This window comes from Actinoplanes sichuanensis (assembly GCF_033097365.1).
Lineage (GTDB): Bacteria > Actinomycetota > Actinomycetes > Mycobacteriales > Micromonosporaceae > Actinoplanes > Actinoplanes sichuanensis.
On sequence record NZ_AP028461.1, the window covers coordinates 3031172 to 3056690 of the forward strand.

General features: G+C 66.9%; 27 protein-coding genes. 15 read left to right on the forward strand and 12 right to left on the reverse strand.

Going from position 1 to position 25519, the window contains the following annotated elements; genetic code table 11:
* Positions 1-50: 50 nt before the first annotated feature.
* Positions 51-983, reverse strand: coding sequence for a LysR family transcriptional regulator (locus Q0Z83_RS13515; RefSeq protein ID WP_317794240.1), 933 nt, complete (start codon positions 981-983; stop codon positions 51-53).
* Positions 984-1015: 32 nt separating this feature from the next.
* Between Q0Z83_RS13515 and Q0Z83_RS13520 the strand changes: the two genes are divergently transcribed.
* The 4 genes from Q0Z83_RS13520 (at position 1016) to Q0Z83_RS13535 (ending at position 3949) form a co-directional block, all read left to right on the forward strand.
* Positions 1016-1951, forward strand: coding sequence for a LysR family transcriptional regulator (locus Q0Z83_RS13520; RefSeq protein WP_317794241.1), 936 nt, complete (start codon positions 1016-1018; stop codon positions 1949-1951).
* 133 nt (positions 1952-2084) lie between these two features.
* Positions 2085-2636, forward strand: coding sequence for a GNAT family N-acetyltransferase (locus Q0Z83_RS13525; protein ID WP_317794242.1), 552 nt, complete (start codon positions 2085-2087; stop codon positions 2634-2636).
* Positions 2637-2734: 98 nt separating this feature from the next.
* Positions 2735-3241, forward strand: coding sequence for a hypothetical protein (locus Q0Z83_RS13530; RefSeq protein WP_317794243.1), 507 nt, complete (start codon positions 2735-2737; stop codon positions 3239-3241).
* Between the two features lie 228 nt (positions 3242-3469).
* Positions 3470-3949, forward strand: coding sequence for a hypothetical protein (locus Q0Z83_RS13535; RefSeq protein WP_317794244.1), 480 nt, complete (start codon positions 3470-3472; stop codon positions 3947-3949).
* Between the two features lie 78 nt (positions 3950-4027).
* Here the strand turns inward: Q0Z83_RS13535 and Q0Z83_RS13540 are convergent, their stop codons facing one another.
* Complete coding sequence (locus tag Q0Z83_RS13540) at positions 4028-4669, reverse strand: winged helix-turn-helix domain-containing protein (RefSeq protein ID WP_317794245.1); 642 nt, start codon at positions 4667-4669, stop codon at positions 4028-4030.
* A gap of 57 nt (positions 4670-4726) precedes the next feature.
* Between Q0Z83_RS13540 and Q0Z83_RS13545 the strand changes: the two genes are divergently transcribed.
* Positions 4727-5692, forward strand: coding sequence for an alpha/beta fold hydrolase (locus Q0Z83_RS13545; RefSeq protein WP_317794246.1), 966 nt, complete (start codon positions 4727-4729; stop codon positions 5690-5692).
* A 616-nt stretch (positions 5693-6308) separates the two neighbouring features.
* Here Q0Z83_RS13545 and Q0Z83_RS13550 read toward each other — a convergent pair.
* Positions 6309-8324: an AAA family ATPase gene (locus Q0Z83_RS13550; protein ID WP_317794247.1), complete on the reverse strand. Its 2016-nt coding sequence runs from the start codon at positions 8322-8324 to the stop codon at positions 6309-6311.
* Between the two features lie 314 nt (positions 8325-8638).
* Between Q0Z83_RS13550 and Q0Z83_RS13555 the strand changes: the two genes are divergently transcribed.
* Positions 8639-9640, forward strand: a complete 1002-nt coding sequence (locus tag Q0Z83_RS13555; RefSeq protein ID WP_317794248.1) for a DUF6602 domain-containing protein — start codon at positions 8639-8641, stop codon at positions 9638-9640.
* Positions 9641-9842: 202 nt separating this feature from the next.
* Here Q0Z83_RS13555 and Q0Z83_RS13560 read toward each other — a convergent pair whose 3' ends face one another.
* From Q0Z83_RS13560 to Q0Z83_RS13590, 7 genes are all read right to left on the reverse strand, one after another.
* On the reverse strand, positions 9843-10133 hold the full coding sequence (locus tag Q0Z83_RS13560) for a hypothetical protein (RefSeq protein ID WP_317794249.1): 291 nt from the start codon (positions 10131-10133) through the stop codon (positions 9843-9845).
* A gap of 248 nt (positions 10134-10381) precedes the next feature.
* Positions 10382-10840 (reverse strand): hypothetical protein, encoded by a 459-nt coding sequence (locus Q0Z83_RS13565; RefSeq protein ID WP_317794250.1) that lies wholly within the window; start codon positions 10838-10840, stop codon positions 10382-10384.
* Between the two features lie 34 nt (positions 10841-10874).
* Positions 10875-12209 (reverse strand): FAD-binding oxidoreductase, encoded by a 1335-nt coding sequence (locus tag Q0Z83_RS13570; RefSeq protein ID WP_317794251.1) that lies wholly within the window; start codon positions 12207-12209, stop codon positions 10875-10877.
* Positions 12206-13339: an FAD-dependent monooxygenase gene (locus Q0Z83_RS13575; RefSeq protein ID WP_317794252.1), complete on the reverse strand. Its 1134-nt coding sequence runs from the start codon at positions 13337-13339 to the stop codon at positions 12206-12208. The genes Q0Z83_RS13570 and Q0Z83_RS13575 overlap by 4 nt, the downstream gene beginning before the upstream one ends.
* A gap of 12 nt (positions 13340-13351) precedes the next feature.
* Positions 13352-14122, reverse strand: coding sequence for an ATP-binding cassette domain-containing protein (locus Q0Z83_RS13580; RefSeq protein ID WP_317794253.1), 771 nt, complete (start codon positions 14120-14122; stop codon positions 13352-13354).
* A gap of 2 nt (positions 14123-14124) precedes the next feature.
* Positions 14125-15162 carry an ABC transporter permease gene (locus Q0Z83_RS13585; protein WP_317794254.1) on the reverse strand — a complete coding sequence of 346 codons (1038 nt, stop codon included), beginning with the start codon at positions 15160-15162 and terminating at the stop codon, positions 14125-14127.
* Positions 15163-15164: 2 nt separating this feature from the next.
* Positions 15165-16124, reverse strand: a complete 960-nt coding sequence (locus Q0Z83_RS13590) for a sugar ABC transporter substrate-binding protein (RefSeq protein ID WP_317797071.1) — start codon at positions 16122-16124, stop codon at positions 15165-15167.
* A 185-nt stretch (positions 16125-16309) separates the two neighbouring features.
* On the opposite strand from Q0Z83_RS13590, the gene Q0Z83_RS13595 reads away from it, so the two are divergent.
* Complete coding sequence (locus Q0Z83_RS13595) at positions 16310-16600, forward strand: putative quinol monooxygenase (RefSeq protein WP_317794255.1); 291 nt, start codon at positions 16310-16312, stop codon at positions 16598-16600.
* Positions 16601-16604: 4 nt separating this feature from the next.
* On the opposite strand, the gene Q0Z83_RS13600 is transcribed toward Q0Z83_RS13595, so the two are convergent.
* Together Q0Z83_RS13600 and Q0Z83_RS13605 are read right to left on the reverse strand one after the other, a co-directional pair.
* Positions 16605-17246: an RNA-guided endonuclease InsQ/TnpB family protein gene (locus tag Q0Z83_RS13600; protein WP_317797072.1), complete on the reverse strand. Its 642-nt coding sequence runs from the start codon at positions 17244-17246 to the stop codon at positions 16605-16607.
* Positions 17146-17754, reverse strand: a complete 609-nt coding sequence (locus tag Q0Z83_RS13605) for a hypothetical protein (protein WP_317794256.1) — start codon at positions 17752-17754, stop codon at positions 17146-17148. The genes Q0Z83_RS13600 and Q0Z83_RS13605 overlap by 101 nt, the downstream gene beginning before the upstream one ends.
* A gap of 201 nt (positions 17755-17955) precedes the next feature.
* Here Q0Z83_RS13605 and Q0Z83_RS13610 point away from each other — a divergent pair, with 201 nt between their 5' ends.
* From Q0Z83_RS13610 to Q0Z83_RS13645, 8 genes are read left to right on the forward strand one after another with little or no spacing between them, the layout of a single operon-like run.
* Complete coding sequence (locus Q0Z83_RS13610) at positions 17956-18945, forward strand: fumarylacetoacetate hydrolase family protein (protein WP_317794257.1); 990 nt, start codon at positions 17956-17958, stop codon at positions 18943-18945.
* 2 nt (positions 18946-18947) lie between these two features.
* Entirely contained in the window at positions 18948-20282 is a 1335-nt protein-coding gene (locus Q0Z83_RS13615; protein WP_317794258.1) for an aldehyde dehydrogenase family protein, read from the forward strand.
* Positions 20279-20686 (forward strand): VOC family protein, encoded by a 408-nt coding sequence (locus tag Q0Z83_RS13620; RefSeq protein ID WP_317794259.1) that lies wholly within the window; start codon positions 20279-20281, stop codon positions 20684-20686. Before Q0Z83_RS13615 ends, Q0Z83_RS13620 begins: the two co-directional genes overlap by 4 nt.
* Positions 20683-21438: an SDR family NAD(P)-dependent oxidoreductase gene (locus Q0Z83_RS13625; RefSeq protein ID WP_317794260.1), complete on the forward strand. Its 756-nt coding sequence runs from the start codon at positions 20683-20685 to the stop codon at positions 21436-21438. Before Q0Z83_RS13620 ends, Q0Z83_RS13625 begins: the two co-directional genes overlap by 4 nt.
* 10 nt (positions 21439-21448) lie before the next feature.
* Positions 21449-22396: a VOC family protein gene (locus Q0Z83_RS13630; RefSeq protein WP_317794261.1), complete on the forward strand. Its 948-nt coding sequence runs from the start codon at positions 21449-21451 to the stop codon at positions 22394-22396.
* Positions 22396-23127 carry an SDR family NAD(P)-dependent oxidoreductase gene (locus Q0Z83_RS13635; protein WP_317794262.1) on the forward strand — a complete coding sequence of 244 codons (732 nt, stop codon included), beginning with the start codon at positions 22396-22398 and terminating at the stop codon, positions 23125-23127. The genes Q0Z83_RS13630 and Q0Z83_RS13635 overlap by 1 nt, the downstream gene beginning before the upstream one ends.
* Positions 23127-24284, forward strand: coding sequence for an alpha/beta hydrolase family protein (locus tag Q0Z83_RS13640; protein WP_317794263.1), 1158 nt, complete (start codon positions 23127-23129; stop codon positions 24282-24284). The genes Q0Z83_RS13635 and Q0Z83_RS13640 overlap by 1 nt, the downstream gene beginning before the upstream one ends.
* Positions 24281-25504, forward strand: a complete 1224-nt coding sequence (locus Q0Z83_RS13645; RefSeq protein ID WP_317794264.1) for a family 1 glycosylhydrolase — start codon at positions 24281-24283, stop codon at positions 25502-25504. Before Q0Z83_RS13640 ends, Q0Z83_RS13645 begins: the two co-directional genes overlap by 4 nt.
* Positions 25505-25519: the final 15 nt, after the last annotated feature.

Consider the following 25519-nt stretch of genomic DNA (forward strand, 5'->3'; position numbering starts at 1 on the left):
GCCACCTCCGAGACCTGGGCGAACGGCGGCTTCCCGCTACCACCCGACCTTCAAGCGTGATCCTCCACGGCGACCGCCACGTCGTACAGCAGGCGCCGCAGCCACACCACGGCCGGATCGTTCTCGCGCCGCGGATGCCAATGCGCCGCCTCGGTGATGTGCACGGTCGGTAGGGGAGTCCGGGCGATCACCAGGTCCAGGATGTCCAGGCACCGCCGCGCCAGCCGAGACGGCACGAACGCGCACATGCCCGTCCCGCCGACCGCGAACGGCAGCGTCAACAGGCTGGTGACCTGCACCAACACGGTCCGATCGGCGAGCCCGTGCTGCTCCAGCGTCACCTCCAACGGCCGCCGCCGGCTGCCCGCGGCGGTGAACTGGGCGACCGCATGCGGCATGGCCCGCAGATCGGCCAGCCCGAGCGCCCCGTCCACCAGCCGCGGATGATTCCGGGCCACGACACACACCAGATGGTCGGTGAAGACCGGCTGGGTACGCCCGGGAAAGTCGTACCCGAGCGGCCCCACGATCAGATCCCGCCGCATCAGCTGCGACTCGAACTGCTCGCGCCCCACCTCCAGCGGATCCAACGCCAGCGAACACCCCGGCGCCCGCTGCGCGACCAGCCGGGTGAGCGGCTCGGCGAGCACCGTCATCGCATACTCCGACATGCTCACCCCGAACCGGTGGGTGCTGGCCGCCGCATCGAACTCCCGCTGCGCGCCGAGCAGCGCCTCCGCCGCCTCCACGGCCTCGGCCACGACCGGACGTAACCGGCCGGCGAGCGGACTCAACACGAAGCCGCGCCCCTCCCGTACCAGAAGCTCGTCGTCGAAATGTTTTCGCAGCCGCGTGAGCGCGCCGCTCATCGCCGACTGGCTCATCGTCATCCGGTCGCCGGCGTGGGTCAGGTTGCGTTCCTCCAGCAGCGCATGCAGGGAGAGCAACAGGTTGGCGTCGACTTCCCGCAGCCGTTCCTTCACCCGTTTAGTGTCGGGCACAAGGAGGCCATGGGATGACGTTGGGCGGTACCGATCTCAATCTTCTGCTCTTTCTGCGTGTGCTGCTGGAGGAGGGCAACGTGACCCGCGCCGGTGCCCGGCTCGACGTCGGCCAGCCCGCGATGAGCGCCGCCCTGGCCAAACTGCGCCGCCGGTTCGACGACGAGCTTCTGGTCCGGGCCGGCCGCGACTACGAGTTGACCCCGTTCGCCCGCGATTTACTGCCAGAAGTGCAGCATGCGGTACGGCTGATGGCCCGCGCCCTGGACGTCGAGGGCCGATTCGACGCCTCCACCAGCGAACGTTCGTTCCGGCTGGGGATGAGCGACTACGCGATCGCGGTGATGCACGAGCCCCTGGTCCGCCTGCTGAGTGCGACCGCGCCGGGGGTACGGCTGGTGATCGAGCACCTGGGCCCGAACGCCCGTACATCGGAACGCATCCTGTTCGAACACGACGCCCTGATCGCCCCGCTCGGTTTCGGCTTCCCCGGCGAGTCCCGGCCGCTGTGGCGTGACCGGATGGTGGTGATCGCCGACCGCCGTAACTCCCGGCTCACCGGCGGCCGCCTGACCCTGGACGACCTGGCCGTCCTACCGCATGCGGTGGCCGCGTTCGGCCCCGGCATCCTCACCCCGGTCGACCGGGTCTTCGGCGAGGTCGGCATCGACCGGCGCGTCGTCCTGCAGGTGTCCGGTTTCCTGCCGCTGGCGTTCGTGATCGAGGGCACCGAGATGGTCGCCGTGGTCCCGGAGCGGCTGGCCCGCATGCACCTGGCCGACGGCGGCCCGATCACCGTGGTCGAGCCCCCGTTCGGCGAGGTGGTCCTGGCCGAGGGCTACTGGTTCGCCGCCGACCGCCTCTCCGACCCGGCCCACCGCTGGCTCTTCACCCAACTCGACCACCTCGCCGCCGAGCTGGCCCAGCCGCCGGCGCCACGACCCTGCTGACTCAGCCGCCGATGGAAGCCTGCAGGTCGGCATACCACGTACCGTTCGGATCGAGCATGTCGGACAGCGGAGCCGGAGCGATGCGGCGGAATTCCGTTGATCGGCCCCGACCCTTCCCAGGATCCTGGGCCTCGTGCTGCCCAGCGAAATGCCGATCCTGTCTCTGGGGCCGATCCGGCTGCGCCCCTTCCGGGAAGCGGATGCCGAGGCGGTGATGTCAGTGGCCGCCGATCCGTTGATCCCCTTGATCACCAGCGTCCCGGTGAGCGGCCATCACGCCGATGCCCTGGACTTCATCAAGCGCCAGCACGAGCGGCTTTCCTCGGGCGCCGGATACTCGTTCGCCATAGCCGATGCCGTCGGGGACCAGGCTGCCGGCCAGATCGGGTTGTGGCTGCACGACTATCGACATGGCCGAGCCGGCATCGGCTACTGGCTCACGCCGCAGTATCGCGGACGTGGTTACGCGTCAGCTGCGTTGTGCGCCTTGACCCGATGGGCATGGACACTTCCCGGTATCGCCCGCCTCGAGCTCTACGTCGAGCCCTGGAACGAATCCTCCTGGCGAACGGCCGAACGCGCCGGCTTTCAGCGTGAAGGGCTCCTCCGTAGCTGGCAGCCGGTCGCACACGAACGCCGCGACATGTACATGTACAGCCTTCTGGCCACCGACGTCCCGGCCTGAGCGTCATCAGCCAGCGGGCGGGTACCTTCCAACGAGTCCCGCGCAGCGTGGCAGGCGGTCCGGAAATCCATTGATGCGGGAAGGTCGTCCCGGAATAAATGATCATCATCCCGGATCTGCTGCTGTCATTGCTGCGGCAGGTCGACGAGGACCTCGCCGCGGTCTTGGCTCTCGACTATGCCGAGCAGTCGCTTCGGACGGTGGGGCACCTTCTCCCGGCCGAGCTCCTGGAAGCATCGGTTGCCTACCTGGATGCCGCGCGGGGCTTCGTGGAGAGCGCCGAAGTGGATTCGTTGAAGTCTGCACACGAGCGTTTCTTCGACGTTCGGTCGCATGCCGAGGGGCTGCCCGCAACGGCGTCGTGGATAGCCGCGATCGCCGTCTCAGCTGCCTGTCAGAGAGGCATGGAGGAATCAGGGATGATCTCCCGGAACCGCTACCAGCCGACGGTTCTCGACGTAGCCGCGGAGGCTCAGAAGCTTGCCGGCCTACTCGCCGCCGGTGCTGAGGCGTCCCGCAGTCTCCGGTGGGAGGCGGCGCGGCGGCAACTGGTCCTGCTCATCGAAGCGGTGCGCCCGCCAAACCGAAACCCGCGTTCGCCGTAACCTTCTCCAAGAGGTGGAGTTCAGCGCCGACATCCGCAGGGGGCATCAGGACCGTAACTCCGGCTGCTCGGGCTGCGGCGCCAGCCTGGCGCGCCCGCCGATCAAACACACTATCGGCGGCAGATCCGTATATGCGGCGCAGCAAACGAAGGTTAGCTGTGCAGGACCACTAGAATGATTCGGGCGGCACGTTTGCCACCCAGACGAACAACCCTCCACACTGTTTCGGTGAAGGACTACGTTCCTCTTGTGGTCGCGGCCGTGGCAGCCATGACCGCCCTCGTGGGGTACCTGCTCAACGGCGCCGCTGGTCGTCGAACGGAACGCATGCGTCGCTACGCCGATGCCCTCGACGCCGCCGAGCGTTATCAACAACTTCCCTATACTTTCCGCCGACGGCACAACGAGACGGCGGAGATCCGCGACGAGTTGGCACGGATGCTCGCCGACGTCCAGGTGGCATTGGCGTTCCACCGTCGCTGGCTTCGTATGGACGCCGCCGAACTCGGCGATGCTTACGACGCCCTGGTTGACAAGATCCAGCTCAAGAACAAGACCTTCCGCAAGGAAGCCCTCATCGCGCCACCCGCCGGCAAGGATGTGGAAATTGAGGTCAGCCCGGGGCACCAATATGACCAGGCCGCCGAACGCGACGAGTGCATTCGCCGAATGCAGAAGTATCTGCGCCTCTCGCGCAACATCTTGTGAGGCCCACGTTCCGTTCTACGTCAGACGTATAGAACTGGGTGACTCACGTTCGCCGCTACGCACGATCGGCGGCAGAGATCAGTGTGTTGACTTGTGCTGAGTCGTGGTAGCGGTCGTGCCGGTCGACGGGTCAAGCGGATCGCGGTCCGGTGGCGGATAGCCGGCGGGCTCGTATAGCTGGGTAAACAGCAACAGCTCAGTGACGCGATGCCCGGTCGGTCTGCGCGCCGGGTCGTTGAGCCGGTCGTCGTAGCGGCTCAACACGGCGCGGATGTCCTGCACCATGGCACGAATCTCGTCTGCGGTGGCATAGACGAGGGCCTGCGATCCGCCCAGAACCTCCAGCCAGTCGGGAGCCTGGCCATGCCGCGCTGCTTGCATCCTCTGGATGCGGCCGATCCACTGTTGGATCAGCACGTCCGACAAAGCGCGGGCGGCCATGGTGTCCTGCTCGTTCTCCTGAACGTCGGAGATGACCAGAGGCATTGACAGTGCACGCCAGGGGCGGCGACGGCCCGGCCCGGTACCGGCCTGCTCGACGAAACCGAACCGTGCCAGGGTTCGCAGATGAAAGGCGCAGTTGGTAGGGGTCACCCGAACGATCTCGCTGGCTTCGGTAGCGGTGAGTGTGTCGTGGATGTGCAGCGCTTCCAGCAACGCGATACGCGTGGGATGAGCCAGCGCGCGCATGGCCGCCGAACCGAGCTGACGTGACGACACGGCACCCTCTCAGAGGACTTGTTTCGAAACAACTCTTTCGAGAGCATAACCGTATCGATGGGCATCACGACGGACGGGGAAGCGATGAGTAGGTCAGAGGATGATCCAGTGGTCTCGGCACTATCCGAGTTGGCCAACGGCCGTGTCGTGCGCCGCCGCTTGGCCCGTGAGCAGCGGCGACAGTTGTCGTGGATCGAGATCGGCTCGGCTGGCCCGACGGTCGTTCTGGTAGCCGGTGCGGGGGAGGTCGCGCTCGACTGGGCGGTCATCCTGCCGCAACTGTCCGAACGCCATCGCGTCATCGCCTACGACCGCGCCGGGCTCGGCGCCAGCGACCGCCGTCCACGGCTGACCCTTGAATCGCAAGTGCAGGATCTGACGGCCCTGCTGGATGTGGTCGGACCGGCCGTGCTGGTCGGTCACAGTTGGGGCGGCCTGCTTGCCGAACTCGCCACGCGGGCCCGGCCCGACCGTGCCCGCGGCCTGCTGCTGGTCGATCCCTTCCACGAGGAGATGACCGCCGCCGTGCCGCTCGCTCTGCGTGTCGCATCGAGTCTCGTGCTTTCTGGCATCGTGCTGATGAAGGCCGTCGGACTGTTCTCGCGCACCGCCAAGAGAATGGGCCGACGACTCGCCGAGCGCTGTACCGACGACCCGAACGTCCGGGCGCACCTCGTGGATGCCTACGTCGCGTCCTACTCCACCATCGCGCAGGTTGCCACCATCCGCGATGAGAACAGGCTGGCCGACCGGAGTAGCCATGCGATTCGTACCGCCCGCAGGGAGTCCAGCGCCCCGGACATTCCCATGCGCATCCTCACCGCCGCGGCCGGCAAGCCCTCGGCCCTTCAGCAGTTGACCGGTGAACTCGGCCAGCGAACCGCCAACGCCCACCTGCGGGGCGAGCACGTCCACATTCCGGACAGCGGCCACTACATTCACCATGACCAACCCGGCACAGTGCTCGCCTCGATCCAGGCGCTCGCCGACGCTGCAGCCCAAGACCACGGCACCGACATATGAGCACCCAGCGCGACAGGCCAGCGACGCCGCCGTAGCACCTCACCGCAGACCCGCGGCGGCGCCAGAGCGAGAAAGCGCTATCGGCGGCTACGAGCGGGCGCCGCCCTGGGCTACGTAGTGAGGCGTCCCAGCAAGAAGGCGCCTGCTGCGACAGCAAGGGATAGCCCGAGCCACAAGTATCTTGTCGAACGGCTTCGCCGACTGCCCGGAGGGTTCCCGATCCGCACATCCCAGAGGCCAGCGTTACCGAATCCCCACCGGAGTTCGAAGAATCTCCTCTTTTGGGTAATATGCCAGATTATTTCGCTGTATAGCTCGATGGCTTGGTGGAAGATCGCGTCGCCTTTGAGGCCGATCACACGGCCGGTGAGATCCATTCTATCGAGAGTGTGCTTGTTGACCCTGATGGTTAAGGTTGCGACATGGGGTGGCTCCGGTGGCTGCATGCAATGAGTATTGCAAGGAATTTTAGAGCACGGAACAGCCGAGGCTACCAGACGGCATCCGTTGGAATTTCCTGCGACGCTTATTGGTGGCCAGTTCGCCAGCCGCCACGCACATCGCGGAAAATGAGTGCGGTGCTGGCATCGCAATGATTCCGGCGGCGCGGTGGTTGTCAGCCGTCGAAATGGTTCATGACTGACTTGTGCAGGGCTTTGATTGCCGGAGGCGTCGGGTAGCGCGTGGCGAACAGTGCACCAACCTGCGGTTTGCTCCTTGTCCCAATATCGAGCTGAACTTGGGATAGAAGATCACGATCGAGGTTTTCAAGAAATGCCTCGAATTCTCCAGATTTCGTGCCGTCGTCACCAAACTCTTCAGCCACTGTGAATAAGCCAACCTGTGCCCAGTAGTTGCGACACGTAGTGAAATCGACGCCTTCATCGAGTGGCGGCTCCGGCTCGTGACCCATTCGAGAAAGTTGTTGTAAGAGTTTGCTGCCGGAGCGGAATGCCGGTCCGTCCGCGATAGCAGCCCAAGGGATCCCGAAAGCGTCGAGGTACTCAATGTAGCCTCCGAAACCGTGATCACCACCGACGTCAATGATTGGCATGTTGGTTGCTTCCGGGGTGGAAAGTTGCCAAGCATTCGATTCACTCCACCATTGGCGAAGTGCGCCTACCTCGGTTGCACCCTCGCAGAGCACTACTTTGCTGGCAAAAAGCAATGCCCTTACGTGCGTCGGTTCAAGCAATTTTAGCCATCGTGACCACTCGCGCTGGCTGAGCGATTCCGCGCGGCGTGGTCGCGGCCCCGCCTCAGTAGGTGCCAGCCGGACGATGTTCGCAAGGTCCCCAAATCGATCGGCAGGTACCGCGTCGGGACTGTGAGTAATAATCAAACACTGTCCTACAGTCCGAAGCATGCGGATGAGTCGCCGCTGCATTGCGGGTTCGGCATTGACCGCTGGTTCGTCAAGAACGATAATCCGACCGGGCTCGCCTGGAACTAGGGTGCTCAGAACGAGAGCTTCTTGAACGCCGGCGCCGGCGAACTCAATAAGGTATTCGGCGTTGTCCACAACGACTGTTGGCTCGATGATTAGGCCATCGACTGAGATCTGGCTCAGCTCAGGGCGACACCGTAGTCCGAGTTCACGGCCAGTAAGTTCGTTGAAAGCGAGCTCGATCTCGGCATACTGGCGTTGAGCGGCGGCATCGCCATTCTTAAGGCGGAATAGCGCGGCTGGAACATTACTCCCGTCGCGAATATCGATTGCTCCGTCAAAATCGGCATGGACGAATCGGCGCCTGAAAGGCACGCGGCGATTGGCAGTTAAAACAACTTGCCTTCGCAAGATGGCTTGAAAAAGGTGACCGAATTCAAAGTTGAAGTTGTGGTAGTCCGATACGCGAAGCGACGCAGCCAATTCTCGGAGGCTCAGTGGCGTTGGAGTTGAGCCGTCCGCGTGAACATTCATGTTCATAGTTATTGTCATGCCTGTGCCGGGCAATGTGTTGGCAAGATCCATCAACCGGTGGTCCTCAGGGTCTTGGTTATTCGCGTCGACGTCTAGATTAGGAATCGTCGAAGTTAACGCCATCGTCAGATTGACGCTAGTGTCGACCGGCTGCCAGAATGGATCCGCCTTTCCGTTGCGGAGTTGGCCGGAGTTCGCGCCGACGAGTGATATGTGACAGGTGCGGCCGCTGTAGTCAAATTCCCAAGCAACGAACCATGGGCTACGCATGCCCGCGTCATAATGGATGTGCAACGTGCCTGCCCAGAGAGGCCTCAGTGACTCCTCGGTGATTCGGGCACGGCCGATCGCGTCGAGTGCTGAGGCGGTGCGGCGTTTCTCTGCAGCGTCAGCGAGGCCGCCGCAGGCATAGGCGGCTCGCATGAAGGTCAGGACGAGCGCGCGCTCCCATGGCTGGTCGAGTGTCAGGCTCAGGGCTACGCGGTACGCGCTAGCGCCCCGATGCCCCGCAGACTCGTACGAAGCCAGCAGTTCTGTGAATTGATCACCGGCGTACCTAGCGGTCACCGCCAGAGCCAGGTCTAGGCAGCGCCCGAGGTTTGTCTTCCCGACCCCGTTCGGACCGGTCAGAACGGTCAGACCGGATCCGAGCTCTAGTTCGAGAGTGTCAAACGACAGGAAGTCGCGAGCGGAGATTTTTGTCAGCTTCACGCGAGGAACCTCACCTTCGGGACGTCATCCTGGCAGATGCCGTCCGACACTACGACGGCACTCTTGACCGAGCCCTCCGGAGCGGGTTGCCGAGGGCCGGGCGTGGCCATCCCGAACGTCTGGGGTTCCGGCGCCGCCACGCTCCAAGCGCACGGCTACCCCGCGTGGCTGGCTCATGGTCAAATCGCACGCCACTCGCGGCAGACCAGTGCGGTGGTCCGTTGTACCGAACGGTCCAGTATCGCGACCATGATCTAGGTTCCCTTGCCATCAGCACGGTGCAAAATGAACGCGGCTAAGTGTAGGGTGTACAGGTGCTGGAAAGACACGAGCTTCGCATCTTCCTCGATCAAGTTACCGCCGAAATTGCGGACGAATATGCTCGCATTTACAAGCGGACTAAAGAGGACCCGGGAACTGCTGGCGATGAGGGTGAATCGAATTGGGCAAAACTATTAGAGGATTGGCTTCCCGCTGATCTTCATGTCGCAACCAAAGGGCGGATAATATCATCGAATGGCGAAGCTGGGCCTCAAGTCGATGTTGTTATTCTCTCAGGTGACTACCCCCGCAAATTACGCGACAAGAAGATCTATCTGGCAGGTGGGGTTGTCGCGGCGTTCGAATGCAAGAATACCTTACGAAAGCGGCACCTCGGTAAGTTTTTCAAGAACGCCGCAGCAATCAGCAAACTTGAGGATACCTACTTTTCTCCAACGCTGTACACCGAGGCGTTTAGCCCAATCCTTTACGGCCTACTGGCCCACAGCCATGAGTGGAAGGATGCAGTAACCGCTACCGCCGTCATTGACGGCGAGATCGAGGACCTGGTTGGAGAAGCGGTCCACCCTCGCGAGTTGCCGGCTGTCATTGCCGTGAGCGACCTATTAACATGGGAGGGTGGGCTAAACTTCGGGATGATAGGTCCGGATGAAGACGGCGAACACCGCCTCGGTCCATCTGCCCTAGAACAAGACCTGCTGCGCTTCGCATCAACTTTCGATCGCGGTATTGAGTTCGTCGATGCGAGGATCGAGAACGTCGTTAGGGCGACTATTGGTGGGAAGACTATTCCGAATCCGGTTGGCGCACTAATTACTCATCTCATGCGGCATTTGACGCTCGGTGATCCGCGCAAGAAATCGCTGGGTGCTTACTTCTGGCGCGCGACGGGAAGCCCGCTCTCTCAACGTGCTGCACATCGAGTTTGGGGCGTCAAGGAAGTATGCAGCAGTGGCATGATTGAAAAAATGATGACAAATTCCTGGTGGGAGGAGATCGATCGAGAGCCGAAAAATCGACATCGCCTTCCATAGGGAATCGATGTTCTCATCGTGTCATTAATATGACCAACAGGTGCAGGTGCAGGTGCTAAGCATTGTAAATCCGTTCTTGAGTCTTGCCGAACCTTGCCGCTTTAAGGCTCAAGTGTGTTAGCGCGCATGACACTCTCATCGGCAGATCAAGGCGTCGATGTTGGTGGACGGTGGAGGGTCACGCCGCGCTGCTGTGTTCGGTCTATGGCCGCTGATGGCCGCAGTCGAGTTCGTTGTCGGCAAGGTCGGTGACCCATCCGTGGGTGCCGTTGAAGTGCACTCGGATGAGACCAGGATGGTAATCGACCTCGAAGGGATCGTTGCCCCTCGTCGTGCCTTGCCAAATTGCTCTGTGGTCATCATAAGGAGCGGTGTGAACCAGCAACGACTCGCCGGGCTGGAGCCAGTAGTCCCGGCCGTAGGGTTCCAACACCACTTCGAGCATCTCTTCACTACCGTTGCAAACGGGCATTCGAATCGCGATCTCATCCATCGTCGCGATTCTCGCAGCGGCCGGCTCCACGGCCAACGGCACCCGCTCATCGGCAACAGACAGTGAAGAGCGGCGTTTCAGGGTGGGCGATCATTCGGGTGTCTGGCCTTTGCGTTCGTTACGGTCGAGAGCGCGCCGGGGAGCCGGACGCCAACCGACCGGCCCGTCATCCAGGAGCTCCACAGCCCGGCGCCGGCCACCAGAGCCGCAACCGTCGTGGATGGTGAGAGGCCGCAAACGACCGTGCGTCAAGGCCGGCTTCGCTGTAGCCGTGCGACCGCGACCGCGACGACGGCGACGAGGATGACGCCGTAGATGGCGGTGTACGACCATGACCGCCCCGTGATCAGGCAGAACACGAGCAGGCCACCGTAGAACGGCACACCCACCGCCAGCCCGACCAGCGCTCCCCGCCGCACATGGCCGGGTGTCGCGCTCGTCTCGTGGTCGTTCGCCCGGCGGATTCGGCGCCGGGTCACGTTGCGGTCGCACCACTCGATGACCGGCAGCATCATCGCCCAGACGGCGCCGTACAGGCCCGACCGGGCGATGACCGTGACCACCGGATCGTCACCATCGAGGAACAGGCGGGCCGGAAACCAGAGGACGGCGAGGACCGCGGACGCGACGACGAACCAGCCGGGCGCACCGCCCAGTCTCTCGACCATCGCGGCCCGCCGCCCCCGCATCGATACCTGGCGCTGCATGCCAGGCACTGTGCCCACTCGCGACGACACGCACTCATACCGGCCGGTCGGGGGTGCCACCCAGATAGCCGCAGAACACGCCGTCCGGGTCGCGGGTGGCGACGATCTTCTGGTAGCGCTGCCAGGCGTCGTCGGACAGGAAACGGACCTGGCGGCGGGTCAGGTCGCTGTCGCCCAGGTACTGGCCGGCGGTCACCGGCTCCAGGTCGGCCATCGCGGCGGCCAGCCACCGTTGATGGGCGTCGTCGTCGGCCGGGTCCTGCCACAGCACGTAACCGGCCAGGTAGATCTCCGACTGCACGGAGAACGCCATGTCCGGCAGCTCCCGTAGCGGCGCCATGCTGAACCAGATGGTGAACGCCTTCTCGTTCGGCAGCGTGGTGAACGCCCGCCGCATCGCCGGCACCACCTCCGCGGCGTCGCCGCTGAGCCAGGCGTTGTCGACGGCCCACCGATGGCCCTCCGGGTTGTCGGCCAGCTGCCGGGCCCGCTGTTCGTCGAGCGTCGTCGGGACCGCGTCCCGCACCATCAGGGCCCGCCCGAGCGCGGGATTGGCCCGAAACGGCGCGAGCGCGGCGTCGGCTTGCGGTGCGTCCGCGACGAGCGCGACCGCGGTCACCAGCAGGATGGGGTACGGCGAGAGCTCCCGGTCGGTCTTGGTCAACGCCACGATCTCGACGTTGCCGTCGACGGTGGCGTGCATGCCCTGCAGCCACGTCATCACTTCGTCGAAATCGTCGAGCCGGTACGCCTGCACGGTCTGCGCCACATAGCCGGGCGCCGGGAGTGTCCGCAGGTGGAATCGGGTCACCACGCCGGGAAAGCCGGGCCCCGAACCGCGGGCCGCCCAGTACAGATCACTGTTGACCGAGGCGTCCGCCCGGACCAGGTCTCCTTCCGCGGTGACCACGTCGATCGCCTCGACGTATTCGGCGGCCCAGCCCCAGCCGCGGGCGTTCCAGCCCTGCCCGCCCTGCAGCAGGAACCCGCCGAGCCCCACGGTCGGGCAGTGCCCACCCACGAAGAACCGCCCATGCGACGCCAGGAACGGCGCCAGCTCGGAACCGCCCTGGATCGCCGGTGACGCGGTCGCGATCCCGGTCGTCTCGTCGTAGCCCAGCTCCCGAAGGCCGCCGAGGTCGATGACGAGCGCGTCGTCACGCACCGACCACTGCGCCCAGCTGTGCCCGCCGGAGCGGACCGCGACCTGCCAGCCACGGTCGCGCGCCAGGCGTACCCCCTTGATGACGTCCTTTTCGCTGGTCGCCCGCAGGACCGCGGCGGGTGACCGATCGGGAAGCCGCCGGTTGAAGATCCGGTCGGAGCAGGCCTGTTCGAAGCCGGGCTCGCCGCGTTCGATCAGGTTCACGCCGGCTCGCAGAGCGCGCCGAGGGTCTGGCCCATCAACCGGCCGGGGTCGGCGCCGGGGGTGTCCGGGTGGATCTCCCATTCGGCCAGCAGCAGGCTGTTGTCCAGCACCATCTTCACCCGTGGCAGCCGCCGGGCCATGAACGCGGGCAGCACCTGCTCGATGTCGTCACCGCCGGTGAGCATCTCGGCCAGGACCACCGCGTCCTCGGCGCACATGGCCGCACCCTGGGCGATCAGCGGTGGGCAGGCGTGCGCGGCGTCGCCGATCACGATCGTCCGCCCGCGGAACCACGGTTCGTCGACCAGGATCGCCTCGATGTACTGGTAGTTGACGACGGCGTCGTCGGCGAGGCTGTCGCGGACCCGGCCCCAGACCCCGCCGTACCCCTGCCCGTGCTCTTTCATGATCTTGCCGTTGGGGTGTTCGCCGACGAACGAGCGGTCGAGGTTGCCTTCGAGCAGGAACGCGTAGCAGAGGTCGTCGGAGATCGGCGTGTAGCCGGCCTTGTACTTCGGCCCGCCGTAGTAGACGCCGGAGCAGTCCATCTCGGCCGGACGCTGCGCGACGACCCGCCAGATGCCCATGCCGACCGACCGCGGCTGTGTCTCGATGCCGATCATCGACCGGACGCTGGAGCGGATGCCGTCCGCGCCGACCAGCAGATCCACGGTTGCGGTGGTGCCGTCGGACAGGGTGGCGACGACCTCGTGCCCGCGGTCGTCGATGGCAGTCACCGTCGTGCCGGTGCGCACGTCCACCCCGGCCTCGGCCACCCGGCGGGCCAGAATGTCGGCCAACCGGGCCCGCAGCGCACCCATCGTCGGCGGCAGGCCGGGCCCGCCCATCGGCGGCGCCGGCATCTCCATGATCTGGACGCCGTCGGCCCGGAACATCCGCAGCTTGTCGAAGGCGCAGCCGTTCTCGGCGAGTTCGTCGAGGACGCCGACCGAGTGGAACGCCTTGAGCGCGTTGCCCTGCAGGGTGATGCCGTGGCCGACGCCGCCGAGCTCGCGGCGCAGCTCGACCAGGATGACGTGCGCGCCGCGCTGGGCGAGCGCGAGGGCCAGGGTGCTGCCGGTGATGCCGCCGCCGACGACGAGGACCCGACGGTTCGGGGAGTCAGCCATGAACGCTGCCTTTCACGCGAATTGGGAGGGTCGGGCGCCGGTGATCCAGCCGACGACGGCGTCCGGGTCGGTGTCGGCGACGGCGATGTCGGCGACCTTGCTGCCCCGGTTCAGCACGACGATCCGATCGGCGACCTCGTTGCAGAGCGGAAGGTTGTGGGTGACCAGAACGATCGCGATGCCCTGCCCGGCCATCCGCCGGATCAGCGCCTCGACCTGTTTGGTCTGCTCGTAGCCGAGGGCGGCGGTGGGCTCGTCGAGCAGCAGGACACCGCCGGCCTCACCGGAGACCCGGATCGCACCGCGGGCCAGGGCGACCACCTGGCGCTGGCCGCCGGAGAGCATCTCGACCGGTCGGGTCATCGGTGCGGTGCGCACGCCGAGGCGTTCGAGTTCGGTCTCGGAGCGTTTACGCATGGCTTTGCGGTCGACGAAACCGAGCCAGCCGAGGGGCCCGCGGCGCAGGATCTCCCGGCCGATGTTGAGGTTGGTGGCGATGTCCTGCGGGTCGACCAGGGCGAGGTCCTGGTAGACCATCTGGATGCCGGCGGCCGCCGAGTCGCTGGGGGAGTGGAAGGACACCTCGCGGCCGTTGACCGCGATCGTGCCGCCGCTCGGCCGGTGCGCGCCGGACATCACCTTGAGCAGGGTGGACTTACCGGCGCCGTTGTCGCCGAGCAGGCCGACCACCTCGCCCGGCTGGACGGCGAAGTCGATGCCGGACAGCGCCCGGACGTAGCCGTAGTGCATGTCGATGCCGGTCAGTTGCAGTGCGGCGGTCATGATCACACCTGTTTCCTGTGGACCGACAGGTTGGCGCTGCTCATCAGCCGGTTCGAGACGCCGGTCTGCACGATGCGTTCCAGCAGCAGCGAGGCGAGCAACAGGACGCCGGTGGTGACGGTCGCCCAGTAGGGCTGCACCCCGCGGATGGTCAGGCCGTTGGCGATGGTGGCCAGGATCAGCGCGCCGACCAGCACCCGGGGCAGACTGCCGCGCCCGCCGGTCAGGGCCACCCCGGCCAGGGCGACGGCGGTCAGGGCGTTGAAGATGATGCTGGGGCTGGCCTCCGGGGTGGCCTCGGTGGTGATCGCGGCGGTGACCAGCCCACCGAGGGCGGCGCACAGGCCGGAGATGACGAACCCGAGGACCTTGTACCGGTCGGCGTGGATGCCGGATCGGCGGACGGCTTCGGCGTTGCCGCCGACCGCCATCAATCGGATCCCGTCTCTGGTACGGGTCAGGAACACCGTGCCGACCAGGAACAACAGGGCGACGATGTACACCGGTGCGGGCACTCCGAGGTACCTGTCGGTGCCCATGAACGTCAGCCCGGTCAGTCCCGGGAAGGTGTAGCCGCCGGCGATCACCGCGGCCAGCCCGGACAGCGCCGACAGGGTGCCGATGGTGACGATGATCGGGTTGAAGCCGCGCAGCACGATCAGCCCGTTGAGCAGGCCGATCGCGACGCCACTGGCCAGCCCGGCGACCAGGCTCAACCAGATCGGCTGCCCGTTGGTGACCAACCAGCCGGTGAGGCAGGCGGCGAACGCGGCGGTGCCCGGCAGGGACAGGTCGAGCACGCCGGTCATCACGCCGAAGCCGACTCCGGCGGCGAAGATCGCGGTGAGCGCGGCGGCGTTGGCGATCAGCAGCGCGTTGTCCAGGGTCGCGAAGTAGGGGGCGCACCAGAAGGAGAAGGCCAGGAGGATCAGGCCCCAGAGCACGAAGATGCCACGGTCGCGGACGAACAGCAGGGCGGAGACGGCACGCGGAACGTCGTGGCCGGTCGGGACGGTCGTCTCCGCCGCGGGTGCGGTCACCGTCACTGCCCGCTTCCCGCCGTGATCACCTTCTGCGGCGTCGCGAGCTGCTGCCCCTGGGCGGTCGGGTCGGCCATCATCGCGGTCAGGCTGTCGAACGACTGCACCATGTCGGCCTCGAACTGCAGCGCCACCGACGCGTAGATCTTGCCGTCCTTGACCGCCTGCAGCACCTCGTCGTTGCCGCCGGTCTCGGCGAGGCAGGGCAGCTCCTTGCCGGCCGCGGCGAACGCACCGACCGCACCGAGGGCACCCTCGTCGTTGTTGCCGATCACGGCTTTGGCGTCCGGGTTGCCCTGCAGGGCGTTACCGATGTCGGTCTGCGCCTTGGCCCGCTCGCCGACGATCACCTCGGTGACGATCTCCGCGCCCGGGGCGGTCGCCTTCAGGGCGTCCAGCTGGGCCTTCTCCACTTCCGCCTTGCCGGCGGTGCCCGCGGCCGACACGGTCAGGATGACTTTGGCCGTACCGCCGAGCTTCTCGTTGATGCACTTGCCGAGAGATTCGCCGATCGCCGTGCCCTGCGCCGTGTAGTCGATCTTGGCGAAGGTGAGGCCGGCTTGCAGACCGGTCAGTCCGTAATCCTCCGGGACGCCGTTGAGAACCAGCGGCACCTTCTTCGCCTGCGCGGTCTTGACCAGCTCGGACAGTGCGGACGGCTGGACCGCGATGACCCAGGCGCCGCCGGCCTTGCCGGACTCGATGACGGTCTTGAGGTCGGTCAGCTGCTTCTGCGGGTCCAGGTTCGGATCCTGCACCAGCACGGTGTACCCCTTGCTGGAGCCGTATCCCTTGACGCCCTCGGACAGGCCCTTCATCGCCGGGATCTTGAGAGCGAGCGGGGAGAAGACGATGGTCTTGGTGTTGTCGGCACCCGCGGCGGCGCCTGTCGCGGGCTGAGTCCCGCCGGAGCTGCAGGCGGCGAGGAAAAGGGATCCGGCGGTCAGAGCGGCGAAAGTCATACGATTCACGGCGCCTCCTGGGCTATGTGACGTTCTTGTTAACCGTGGTCTGGCTCACAGACAACACGCGCCACATGTGGATCGGAACCCTCATCGCGGTGATGGCAGGCATCGCTGTCAGAGCTTTCCGCCCGGCGCCGGCCCGCGCCTAGCGTGGCGACAGAACCCAACGAGGAGGAAAACCCATGGCCTACGTCGTCAGCGCTACCTGGGTCGCCGAACCCGGCCAGGAGAGCGTGGTGCTCGACGCCATCGAGAAGCTGACCCCGATCTCGCGAGCCGAACCGGGCAACCGCTTCTACCAGGCCTACCAGGACCCGGCCGAGCCCAGCACGTTCCACCTGTTCGAGATCTACGACGACGAGGACGCCTACAAGGCGCACCGTGCGTCGGAGCACTTCGAGAAGTACGGCTTCGGTCAGGCCATCCCGGTGCTCGCCAAGCGTGAGCGCGCCTTCTACGAGACGATCGGCTGAGCAGTTAACGATCCCCACGGATTAATCCGGGGGATTTCCCTCCGGGGCGTAGCCCTGGATTCCCAGCTCGGACCGCACCGGACCAATCCTCCCGGAAGGAGGCGATCTGATGTCTGAAGTCGTCGGCACTGGCACGGTCGCGTTCAGCCGTGGCGAGGATCGTCCTCGCGGCGTTCAAATCACGGTCGGCGGTGTAACCACAGGCCGCGCACTCGAAGATGCGGATACCCAGTCCGAGGCGGAGATCGGCTCTCTCCCCACACGCGGAGCAGGTCATCGTGGTGTAGGCGGGCGGTACCGGCACCACCGTGCGGCCCGCCCGCTCACCACGCTCGATCAGTTCACGCTTGCAGGCGCCGATCGCGGCGTCGGCGGCCTGACGGGCCATCCGCGTCCTGGCGAGGAACTTCGGTTTGAAATCCTCCACGGCGATCAGGCCGTGGTGGTCGACCACGGACCGGGCCCAGACGCGGGCGTCGTGAGTGTTCTGCCGGGCCGCTTTCTTGCCGATCCGGGCCGCCTGAGCCTTGGCCTGCCGGTAGCCCTTAGATGGCGGCTGGTCTTTGGGCCGGCGGCGCCGTGCCATCTTGCGCTGGGCCTTGGCCAGTTCGGCGGCACACCGGCGACGGTGGCCCAGGTGCGGCAGGTCGAAGCCGGGCGCGGTAGTCGTCGCGGTGGTCTTCACCCCCCCAGTCGATCCCGATACCGGGCAGGTCCGGCTCCGGGATCGCAGCGGCCTCACAGCGGACCACGAAGGAGGCATACCAGTGGCCGAGACTGTCCTGGTAGACCCGGACCGACGACGGCGCCGACAGCAGCTCACGGGACCAGACCACCGGCACGATGATGCCTTTCGACAGCACCAGGCGGTGGTTCTTGAGTTTGAAGCCGTTCCTGGTGTACTCCAGGCTGGGCAGGGAGTCCTTCTTGAGTTTGCCGAACGTCGGCTTACGGCCGGACCTCTGTTGGTGCACCGCCTCGTTCCACAACCACCGGCACCGCGACCACTCATCGAGCAGTGCAGCCCGCGCCCGGCGGCCGGGCCGCAGGCGGTAGGTGTAACGCACCGTCTCGACCACGCCGAACAGTATGCCGCCTGAAACCCGACACTGTCCCCTGTAGACGGCACCGGATCGGACGACAACGTCGGGCACCGCGGCACCTACCACGTTGAAACGCGGCGACTTCCCGCATCCGAAATCCCGGATGCCAACCCCTCTGGACCAACTCGTACACCGTCACCACCGCCAGCGGCGCTGAACCAACGCAACACCTGACCAGACACGCATCCGCCGTGACGGCGGATCCGCTACCTCCCCACGGCTAAAGCCGGGGCTACCCACGGAGGCTATTCGATGAGACTGGCCAGCTTCCTGCCGGCGGACCAGCCGGCAGACGCGGGCACCCGCCGGACCGGACTGGTCGTCGGCGAACGCAACGACTGGTGGCTGCACCCGTTCCCGGACGGCACCGACCTGGTCGGTCTGCTCGCCGCCGACCCGGCCGACCGGGAGGCCGCCGCCGACGCCGCCGCACAGGGCGACGGGCTACGCCCCGACCAGGTCGTCCTGCTCCCGCCGGTCTACCCGGTGGCGATGCGTGACTTCCTGACCTTCGAAGCCCACGTCGAAGGCGTCGGCAAGGGCATGCAGGGCCACGCCTCGGTTCCCCTCGAGTGGTACGCCGCCCCGTCCTTCCTGTTCATGGCCCCGCACGCGGTGACCGGCGCGCACGACGACGTGGCCATGCCACCGGACACCGAGCGGCTCGACTACGAGCTGGAGATCGCCGCGATCATCTGCCGCGACGTCCGCAACGTGACCCCCGAACAGGCCCGCGCCGCGATCGGCGGCTACTGCGTGATGAACGACTGGTCGGCCCGCGACGTGCAGGGCCGGGAGATGAAACTCGGCCTCGGCCCGTCCAAAGGCAAGGACTTCGCGACCACGATCGGCCCGTGGGTGGTGACCGCCGACGAACTCGACGACTGCCGCGACCCCGACGGATTCCTCGACCTGGCCATGACGGTACGGGTCAACGGCGTCGAGACCGGCGCCGACCGCAGCAGCCACATGGGCTGGTCGTTCGAGCACCTGGTCTCCTACGCCTCCCGTGCCTCCTGGGTGAAAGCCGGTGAGGTGCTCGCCTCCGGCACCTGCGCGTCGGGGGCACTCGCCGAGGCGTGGGGCCGCACCGGCACCCTCACCCCGCCGCCACTGCAGATCGGTGACGTGGTCGAGATGACCATCGAACGCCTCGGCACGGTCCGTAACCGCATCGTCGAGAACACCGAGCAGGTGCCGCCGATCGTGCCGGCCCGTCGTCGCGTACCGCAGGGGGTCTGAGAATGATCGTCACCCGCAACCCGGCGACCGGCGCTGAGCTGCACCGATATCCCACCCACGACGACGATGCGATCTCGCACATCGTCGCCGAGACGGCCGCCGCCGCCCGCGACTGGGCCGCGGTCGGCCTCGACGAGCGGCTGGCCCTGCTGCGGGCGGTGGGCAAGCTGCTCACCGAACGCCGCGACGAGTACGCCACCCTGATCACCGCCGAGATGGGCAAACCGGTCGCCGAAGCCCTCGCCGAGATCGACAAGTGCGCCTGGAACTGCCGGGTCGTCGCCGACCTGGCACCCGACTGGCTCGCCGACCGGGAGATCGAATCCGACGCGAGCCGGTCCTGGATCTCCTATCAGCCGCTGGGCGTGATCTTCGCGGTGATGCCGTGGAACTTCCCGTTCTGGCAGGTGCTGCGGTTCGCCTGCGCGGCCCTGTCGGCCGGTAACGCCGCCCTGCTCAAACACAGTCCCGACGTCACCGGCTGCGCGCTCGCGATCGAGGCCCTGTTCACCGACGCCGGCGCACCGGCCGGACTGTTCCGGTCGCTGGTCGTCGAAGCCGACCGGGTGCCGGCGGTGTCGGCGCGGATCGTCGCCGACCCGCGCATCGCCGCGGTCACCCTGACCGGCAGCGAACGCGCCGGAGCCGCGATCGCCCAGGCCGCCGGGGCCGCGCTGAAGAAGACCGTCCTGGAACTCGGCGGCTCCGACCCGTTCGTCGTGCTCGCCGACGCCGATGTCGCCGCGGCGGCTGCGGCGGCCGCCCGCTCCCGGTTCGGCAACGCCGGGCAGAGCTGCGTGTCGGCCAAACGGTTCATCGTGGTCGACACGGTCGCCGACGAGTTCGTGGCCGCGCTGCTCGCCGAGGTGCCGCAGATCGGACCGCTGGCCCGGGCGGATCTGCGCGACACCGTGGTCCGGCAGATCGAGCAGAGTGTGGCGGCCGGGGCCCGGCTGCTCACCGGCGGCACGCCCGTCGACGGGCCCGGCTACTACCTGTCGCCGGCCGTCCTCGACCACGTCGTGCCGGGCATGGCGGTCTTCACCGAGGAGACCTTCGGACCGGCCGCGGCCGTGATCCGGGCCCGCGACGACGACCACGCCGTCGAGCTGGCCAACGACACCGACTTCGGTCTCGGCTGCTCGGTCTGGGGCACACCCGACCACGCGCTGGCGGTCGGCCGGCGGATCCGGTCCGGGGCACTGTTCGTCAACGCGCCCGTCGCCTCCGACCCGCGACTGCCGTTCGGGGGAGTGGGCCGCTCCGGCTACGGCCGCGAACTGTCGGCCGAAGGGGTCCGCGAATTCACCAACATCCGCACGGTGGTGATCGCATGAGACTCGATCACGTCGGTCTCACCGTCGGCGATCTCTGCTCGCTGCGGGACTGGTACCGCGATGCCCTGGAACTGACCGTCGAGTTCTCCTTCGAGATCGCCGAACACGACTTCAAAGGCGTCATGCTGCGCGGTGACGGATACCGGATCGAGCTGCTCGAACGCGCCGGCTCCACCGGTCGCCCGTCCCCGGCGAACCCCATCGAAGCCGCCCTGGTCCGCGGGTTCGGGCACATCGCCCTGGACGTCGCGGATGTCGATTCCGCGTACCGGAGACTGATCGAAGTGGGGGCGACCGACCGGATGTCGCCGCGCCCGTCGCCGGAACCCGGCGTCCGGATGGCCTATGTCGCCGACCCGGAGGGAAACCTGATCGAACTGCTGGACCGGACGGCCACCCGATGAGGCTCGCCGGCAAGATCGCCCTGATCACCGGCGTCGGCGGCGGCATCGGCGCCGCCGCCGCGGCCCGCTTCGTGGCCGAAGGCGCCCGCGTCGTCGGCTGCGATCTCGACACCGTCGGCGCCAAACGCACGGCGAAGACGATCGGCGACATCACCGTGATGGGCGGCGTCGACCTCGGCGACCCGGACCAGGCCAAGGCATGGGTCGACGAGGCGGTGGCCGTGCACGGCGGCATCGACATCCTCTACAACAACGCCTCCACCCAGCGATTCGGCCCGCTCGACGAACTCAGCACCGCCGACTGGGACTTCACCATGCGCAACGAGCTCGACCTCGTCTACTACACCGTCCGGGCGGCCTGGCCGCACCTGAAACAGCACGGCGGCGGATCGATCGTCAACGTCGGCTCGATCGCCGCCATCCGCGGTGTCGAGTTCATGGCCCAGAACGCGCACAGCGCCGCCAAGGGCGGAGTCATCGCCCTCACCCTGCAACTCGTGGTCGAAGGCGGCCCGTACGGCATCCGCGCCAACGTGATCAGCCCCGGCCTGATCGAGACCCCCAACACCGCACCCATGCTCGCCGACCCACCGGCACACCTGCAGAAGGTCGTCCTCGACCGCATCCCGCTGGGCCGCCACGGCCGCCCCGACGACGTGGTCAACGCCGCCGTCTACCTGGCCTCCGACGAGTCGGCCTGGGTCAGCGGCGCCCACCTCGTCGTCGACGGCGGCGGCTCAGTACTCGGCTGAAAGGTACGTCATGTCCCACCTCAACGAATTCGGCATCACCCACCTGCGGCACGTCGACCTGGCCGTGCCCGACTACGCCACCCAGCGCACCTTCTACCGCGACACGTGGGGACTGACCGAGGTCGGCACCGACGGCGACCTGTCGTACCTGGCCGCCGAGGGCTCCCCCGAGCAGTACGTCATCCGCCTGCGCAAAGCCGACGAGAAGCGCCTCGACCTGATCTCCTTCGGCGCCACCGACGAAGCCGCCGTCGACGCCCTCGCCGCCAGACTCGGCACCCAGGGCGTCCAACTCGTCGGCCAGCCGGGCAAGCTGCAGACCGCGGGCGGCGGTTACGGCTTCCGATTCTTCGACGTCGACGGCCGCACCATCGAGATCTCCGCCGACGTGCAGACCCGCCGGCACCGGCCGATCGAGGAGGGCGAGGCCATCCCGGTCCGCATCTCCCACGCCGTGATGAACTCCAACGACCCCACCGCCACCAAGGACTGGTACGAGACCTACCTCGGCTTCAAACTGTCCGACACGCTGTGGAGCCGGCACATGGGCGAGATGATGCACTTCATGCGGTGCAACGACTGGCACCACAGCCTCGCCATCGCCCGCGGCCCGCACACCTCCGTGCACCACGTCTCGTTCGAGATGCGCGGCCTCGACGAATACATGCGCGGCACCGGCCGGGTCATGCGCGCCGGCATCAAGAAGATCTGGGGACCCGGCCGCCACCTCGCCGGCAACAACACCTTCACCTACTTCCTCGACCCCAGCGGCAACACCATGGAGTACACCACCGAGCTCGAACGCCTCGAAACCGATCAATGGCATCCGACGCTGTACGACATCGCCGACCCGCAGACCCAGGACCAGTGGGGGACCGCCGACCCGATGAGCGAGATCATCGCCAAGGACAGTTTCAACACCCCCGACCGCGGCGTGTTCGTCGCCCCGCCGGTCTGATGGGCCGACTGTCCGGCAAGATCGTCGTGGTCACCGGAGCCGCCCGCGGGCAGGGCGCGGCCGAGGTCGCCGCCCTGACCGCCTCAGGCGCCCGGGTGATCGCCACGGATGTGGTTTCTGATGAGAACTGCCGGTATCTGGACGTCCGCGACCCTACTTCCTGGGCCGCCCTGGCCGCTGACCTCGATCGGGTCGACGCGCTGGTCAACAATGCCGGTGTGGCCAGCCGCGGCCGCCTGCCCCACGTCGACCTGGCGACCTGGGACAACACGTTCGCGATCAACGTGACCGGGCCGATGCTCGGCATCCAGGCGCTCGTACCCCTGATGCCGCCCGGCTCGTCGATCGTGAACGTGTGCTCGGTCGCCGCCCTCTCCGGGCACGTCGCCGCCGCGTACACCGCCAGCAAATGGGCCCTGCGCGGCCTGACCCGATCGGCGTCGCTGGAACTCGGGCCGCGCGGCATCCGGGTCAACGCCGTGATGCCCGGCCTGATCGAGACACCGCTGATGGAATCCGCGTCACCCGCGTTCCGGACGGCCGCGCTCGCCGAGATCCCGCTCGGCCGCACCGGCACCGTCGCCGACATCGCCCCCGCGATCGTCTACCTCGTCTCCGACGACTCCTCCTACATGACCGGCGCCGAACTGGTCATCGACGGTGGCCTCACCGGCCACGTCTCCCACAAAGGCATCGCCGACGCCATCGCGCCGGCAACGGAAGGCCACTGATGTTCGAGTACTTTCCCGGCAACTACATCTGGAACCTGGGCGTCGTCGCCACCCTCAACTCCGGCGGCACCATCGACGAGGTCGACCGGGCCTGCAAACCCATCCGCGAACTGGCCCGACAGGGCTCCGACGTCGGCACACAGGAGTTCATGGCCTCCTGGCGGCGCGTCGCCGACCAGATCGAGGAACAGGCCGCCGACGCCGAGAAAGCCGGCCACTTCCGCACCGCCGGGCAGAAGTATCTACGCGCCGCCGCCTATCTCTGCCAGGCCGAACGGATGCTCAGCAACTCCTCGCCCGACCGGGTACCCACCTACCGCCACCTGCTCGAACTCATGACCAAGTCGTTCGAGCTGATCGACCCGGCCACCACCCGGGTGGAGATCCCGTTCGAAGGATCGAGCCTGCCGGCCTACTTCACCAACGCCTCCCGCAACGGCGAACCCGCACCCACCATCATCATGTGGAACGGGCTCGACTCCACCAAAGAACACATGTACACCTCCGGCTGGCCCACCGAAATGGCCGCCCGCGGCATCTCCGTGCTCCAGGTCGACTGCCCCGGCTCCGGCGAGGCCCTGCGCCTGCGCCTGCTCACCTCCCGCGTCGAGAGCGAAGACTGGGCCGAGGCCATCGTCGACTGGCTGGAAACCCGCACCGACGTCCGCCACGACCGCATCGGCCTGGCCGGCTGGTCACTCGGCGGCTACTACGTGCCCCGGGCCGCCGCCTTCGAGAAACGCCTCGCCCTCGCCGTCGCCTGGGGCGCCAACCACAACTGGGGCGAGGTCCAGCGCAAACGCCTCGAACGCGAAGGCGAGAACCCGGTACCGCACTACTGGGAACACGTCCTCTGGGTCTGGGGCGAGACGGACATCCCGACATTCATCGCGAAGTCCGATCGGATCAACCTCAACGGCGTCGTCGACCAGATCACCTGCCCGCTTCTGATCACCCACGGCACCAACGACCGGCAGATCAACGTCCAATACGCCCATCAGTCGTACGACCAAGCCGTCAACGCCCCGAAGAAGGACCTGCGCCTGTTCACCCCCGACGAGGGCGCCACCGAACACTGCGGCCTCGACCACCTGCCGCACGTGGCCGCCTTCACCGCCGACTGGATCGAAGACACCCTGAAGGAGCTGGACAAGTGACGTTTCTGTGGGGCGTGTCCGGCGCCGGCCACCAGACCGAGGGCGACAACACCGGCAGCGACACCTGGTATCTCGAACACGTCAGCCCGACCGTCTTCGCCGAACCCTCCGGCAAGGCCTGCGACAGCTACGTCCGCTGGCGCGAGGACATCGGCCTCGCCGTCGACCTGGGCCTGAACGCCTACCGGTTCTCCGTCGAGTGGGCCCGCGTCGAACCGTCGCCCGGCGTCTTCGACTCCGCGGAGCTCGACCACTACGAGGCCATCGTCGACCACTGCCTGTCCGTCGGGCTGGCGCCGGTCGTCACGTTCAACCACTTCACGTCGCCGCACTGGTTCGCCGCCCAGGGCGGCTGGCTGCACCCGGACGCCCCGGCGCTGTTCGCCCGCTACTGCGACCGGGTGGCGGCCCGCCTCGCCGACCGCATCGCCGTCGCGGTCACCCTCAACGAACCCAACCTGGCCCGCCTACTGACCTGGCTCGACCTGCCACCGGTCATCCGCGACCGGGAACGGGCCACCCTCGAGGCTGCGAGCCGCGCCGCCGGAGTGCCCCGCTACCGGGTCGCCAACGTCATGCTCCCCGAGGAGATGGACGCCATGGCCGACGGCATGACCGCCGGCCACCGCGCGGCCCGCGCCGCGATCAAAGCGCACCGCCCCGACCTGCCGGTCGGCTTCTCCCTGGCCATCGTCGACGACCACGTCCAGGGCGACGACCCGGCGGTGCGTGACCGCAAACGATCAGAGGTGTACGAACGCTGGCTCGAACTGGCCCGCGAGGACGACTTCATCGGCGTCCAGAACTACGAACGTGTCTTCTACGACGGCGACGGCGCCGTCCCGCCGCCGCCCGGCGTGCCCCGCAACCAGATGGGCAGCGCCATCGAACCGCTGTCACTCGCCGGAGCCGTCCGCTACGCCCACTCCATGACCGGCCGCCCGGTACTCGTGACCGAACACGGCATGGCCACCCCCGACGACACCCTGCGTGACGCGTTCCTGGCCCCGGCCCTCGACGGCCTGCACCAGGCGATGGCCGACGGCGTGCCGGTGCTCGGCTACCTGCACTGGACCCTGCTCGACAACTTCGAGTGGATCTTCGGCTACGCCTTCCACTACGGCCTGCACACGGTGGACCGGGAAACCTTCACCCGAACCCCGAAACCGAGCGCCAAGACGTACGCCGCCCTGGTCAACACCTATCGTCTCCGGAAATGAGGTTTCGGTCGGTTC

What these genes read in the sequence shown, in the direction of transcription:
- Q0Z83_RS13590 (WP_317797071.1), bottom strand. Translation starts at nt 16,124, where the DNA reads ATGACTTTCGCCGCTCTGACCGCCGGATCCCTTTTCCTCGCCGCCTGC.
- Q0Z83_RS13635 (WP_317794262.1), top strand. Translation starts at nt 22,396, where the DNA reads ATGGGCCGACTGTCCGGCAAGATCGTCGTGGTCACCGGAGCCGCCCGC.
- Q0Z83_RS13640 (WP_317794263.1), top strand. Translation starts at nt 23,127, where the DNA reads ATGTTCGAGTACTTTCCCGGCAACTACATCTGGAACCTGGGCGTCGTC.
- Q0Z83_RS13615 (WP_317794258.1), top strand. Translation starts at nt 18,948, where the DNA reads ATGATCGTCACCCGCAACCCGGCGACCGGCGCTGAGCTGCACCGATAT.
- Q0Z83_RS13565 (WP_317794250.1), bottom strand. Translation starts at nt 10,840, where the DNA reads ATGCAGCGCCAGGTATCGATGCGGGGGCGGCGGGCCGCGATGGTCGAG.
- Q0Z83_RS13610 (WP_317794257.1), top strand. Translation starts at nt 17,956, where the DNA reads ATGAGACTGGCCAGCTTCCTGCCGGCGGACCAGCCGGCAGACGCGGGC.
- Q0Z83_RS13630 (WP_317794261.1), top strand. Translation starts at nt 21,449, where the DNA reads ATGTCCCACCTCAACGAATTCGGCATCACCCACCTGCGGCACGTCGAC.
- Q0Z83_RS13580 (WP_317794253.1), bottom strand. Translation starts at nt 14,122, where the DNA reads ATGACCGCCGCACTGCAACTGACCGGCATCGACATGCACTACGGCTAC.
- Q0Z83_RS13620 (WP_317794259.1), top strand. Translation starts at nt 20,279, where the DNA reads ATGAGACTCGATCACGTCGGTCTCACCGTCGGCGATCTCTGCTCGCTG.
- Q0Z83_RS13545 (WP_317794246.1), top strand. Translation starts at nt 4,727, where the DNA reads ATGGGCATCACGACGGACGGGGAAGCGATGAGTAGGTCAGAGGATGAT.
- Q0Z83_RS13520 (WP_317794241.1), top strand. Translation starts at nt 1,016, where the DNA reads ATGACGTTGGGCGGTACCGATCTCAATCTTCTGCTCTTTCTGCGTGTG.
- Q0Z83_RS13595 (WP_317794255.1), top strand. Translation starts at nt 16,310, where the DNA reads ATGGCCTACGTCGTCAGCGCTACCTGGGTCGCCGAACCCGGCCAGGAG.
- Q0Z83_RS13575 (WP_317794252.1), bottom strand. Translation starts at nt 13,339, where the DNA reads ATGGCTGACTCCCCGAACCGTCGGGTCCTCGTCGTCGGCGGCGGCATC.
- Q0Z83_RS13560 (WP_317794249.1), bottom strand. Translation starts at nt 10,133, where the DNA reads ATGGATGAGATCGCGATTCGAATGCCCGTTTGCAACGGTAGTGAAGAG.
- Q0Z83_RS13625 (WP_317794260.1), top strand. Translation starts at nt 20,683, where the DNA reads ATGAGGCTCGCCGGCAAGATCGCCCTGATCACCGGCGTCGGCGGCGGC.
- Q0Z83_RS13530 (WP_317794243.1), top strand. Translation starts at nt 2,735, where the DNA reads ATGATCATCATCCCGGATCTGCTGCTGTCATTGCTGCGGCAGGTCGAC.